The organism is Streptomyces sp. 5-10, from assembly GCF_014712245.1.
GTDB classification, from domain to species: Bacteria; Actinomycetota; Actinomycetes; order Streptomycetales; family Streptomycetaceae; genus Streptomyces; species Streptomyces violaceusniger.
In genome coordinates this window covers 1-3,010 of the sequence record NZ_JACVYG010000171.1, presented here as the reverse complement: position 1 = coordinate 3,010, position 3,010 = coordinate 1, and the positions used below count along the sequence as shown (strand labels likewise).

At 72.7% G+C, this 3,010-nt stretch carries 1 protein-coding gene; it reads right to left on the bottom strand.

What is annotated here, in order from left to right; translation table 11 throughout:
• Nucleotides 1–3,010 (bottom strand): SDR family NAD(P)-dependent oxidoreductase (locus tag IEJ02_RS47615; RefSeq protein ID WP_191070478.1); only part of this gene is annotated, 3,010 nt, incomplete at both ends.

Below are 3,010 nucleotides of genomic sequence, written 5' to 3'. Positions count from 1 at the left end.
CACCACACCCAACCGACCAGCCGCATCCAACCCCACCAACTCAGCACCCAACCCCGAGACCCCCACCCCACCGGCCGCCATCCGACGCGCGGCCCGACCGGACACCAACCCCCGCAGCACCGCCGGAAGATCCTCACCGGCCACCCCAGCCGGTTCGAAGTCCACGGCCACCGTCAGCGGGTTCGCGAACCGGCATGCGGCGTCCAGCAGGGCCAGCCCGCGCTCGGACGACAACGGCCGCATTCCGCGCAGTCGCGTCAGGTCCGCCCGACCCATATGCCCGGTCATCTCGCTGGCCCGCGCCCACAGCCCCCATGCGAGGGAGAGCCCGGGCAGCCCCAGCGCCCGTCGATGGGCGACCAGTGCGTCGACAAACGCGTTGGCCGCCGCGTATCCGGCCTGACCCGCGTTGCCCACGACTCCGGCGGCCGAGGAGAACATCACAAACATGCGGAGCGGAAGATCCGCCGTGGCGGTGTGCAGATGGGCGGCCGCCGTGGCCTTCGCCGCCCACACCCGCGCCACCTGTTCCCGCGTCTGCGAGGTGACCACCGCGTCATCCAGCAGCCCCGCCGCATGAATGACACCGGTCAGCGGATGCGCCGGGTCGATACCGGCCACCGCGTCCGCCACCGCACCGGCGTCCGTGACATCCACCGCGACGATCCGCACCTGAGCACCGAGATCGTTCAGCCGCTCGGCCAACTCCGGTGCTCCGGGCGCGTCCGAGCCACGCCGGCTGACCAGGACCAGATGCTTGACCTGCCACGTACGTACGAGATGCTCGGCCACCAGACCGCCCAGCAGACCCGTGCCACCGGTGATCAGCACCGTGCCGTCGGGGTCGAGCCCACCAGGGCTCAGCCCGCCGGATTCCGCCTCGTCGGCACCGCCGGTGGCATGCGCACGCATCAGCCGGGGCACCACCAGTCGCCCGCCGCGCAGCGCCGCCTGTGGCTCATCCGCCCGTACCGCACGGACCACGGCATCCGCCACCTCACCCACGGCCGGAGCGGTGGCCTGGTGAAGGTCGAGGAGGACGAACCGGTCCGGGTGCTCCGCCTGCGCACTCCGCAGCAGACCCCACAGCCCCGCGGCGGCCACATTCGGCTCTCCGTCGTCGGATTCCCCGCCTTCATCAGGGCCGTCGATCGACACCGCGCCACGTGTCACCACCGCCAACCGGGCGTCGGCCAGCCGCGGTTCGGCCAGCCAGCCCTGCACCAGCTCCAGCGCATGGCCGACGGCAGCCAAGCCATCAGCCGCCCTGGCCGCGGCTCCGGCTCCCGCCGGGCCACCGTCGGCGGGCAGGTGGGTCACGGCGAACGCCGGAGGTGGCGTACCGTCGTCGAGCGCGGCGACCAGCGCTTCGAGAGCCGGATGGCACACCACTCCCCCGCCGCCGGGTCCGGGCTCCTCGGCCAGGTGCAGGGCGTCCTCACCCAGTACGACCCAGCCCATGGTGTCGGAGGCGTCCGCGTCCGGCACGTCGGGCATCGGGATCCAGTCCAGCGTGAACAGCCCATCGACGCCACGTCCGCCCACCGACCGCAGCTGACGGGGGTCGGCGGGGCGCATCGTCAGGGAGTCGACCGTGAGCACCGGGGCGCCCATGCCATCGGCCACGACCACCCTCACCCCGCGCTCACCCGCCGCACCGCTCTGATGGGGCGAGAGCCGGACCCGGACGGTGGTCGCCCCCGTGGCCCACAACGACACACCGTTCCAGGCGAACGGCAGCCGCATCACACCGTCGTCGGCCGACTCGATGTCGGCGGCGAGCAGCATGGGATGCAGGGCGGCGTCGAGCAGTGCCGGATGGATGCCGAATCCATCCGCGTCCCCGGCCGCCTCGGGCAGCGCCACCTCGGCCAGCAGGTCCGCACCGTCCCGCCACACGGCGCGCACTCCTTGGAACGACGGCCCGTACGCATAGCCCGACGCCGCGGCATGCGCGTAGAAGTCCTCGAGGTCCAGCGGCTTCGCGCCCTCGGGAGGCCAGACTCCCGCCAGTTCCTCGGCCGCGCTCGGCGCGCCCGGTGCGGTCGGTGCGGTCGGCGGGCTCAGGACGCCCTCCGCATGGGACACCCAGTCCGGATCGGCGCCGGGCTCGGCATCGCGATCGGGCCGGGAGTACACCCGCACCTCGCGCCGCCCGTCCTCGGCGGCCTCGCCCACCACGATCTGCACCCGCAGCCCGCCCGACTCCGGCAGCACCAACGGCACCTGCAGCGCCAGTTCCTCGATGCCGCCACAGCCCGCCTCATCCGCCGCCCGCAACGCCCACTCCACCAACGCCGCGCCCGGCACCAGCGAGGCTCCGGCGACCACATGGTCACCGAGCCAGCCGTCACCGCCAGTGGCCGACACCCGTCCAGTCAGCACCAGCCCGCCATCGACCAGGCCCACCGCCGCCCGCACCAACGGATGCTCCACCCGCTGTAGCCCCGCGGCGCCCACATCGCCGACCCCGCCGGTGGCGGTGGCCCAGTAGCGCTGGCGTTGGAAGGCGTAGGTGGGCAGATCGACCGTACGAGGGGTGGGGTCGGCCGGGAACGCCGGCCTCCAGTCGATATCGACCCCGGCGGTGAACGCCTGGGCGAGCGAGTGGAGGAGCTGGGCCTGCCCACCGTGATCGCGGCGCAGCGTAGGCACGGTGACGGCCGGGATCTCGGCTTCCTCGAAGGTCTCCTGCAGACCGAGCGTGAGCACGGGATGCGTACTGGCCTCGATGAACACCCGATGCCCGTCCGCCAGCAGCGCCTCGACGGCATCCGTGAACCGCACCCGCTCACGGAGATTGGTCACCCAGTAGGCGGCGTCCAGGTCGGTGGTGACGGCACGGCCGCCGGTCACGGTCGAGTAGAACGCCGTGCCCGAACCGGACGCATCGAGCGGACGGACACCCTCGAGCACCCGCATCAACTCGTCGCGGATCTCCTCCACCTGAGGGCCGTGCGAGGCGTAATCCACCTCAATCAGCCGCGCCCGCTCCCCCACCTCCTGACAC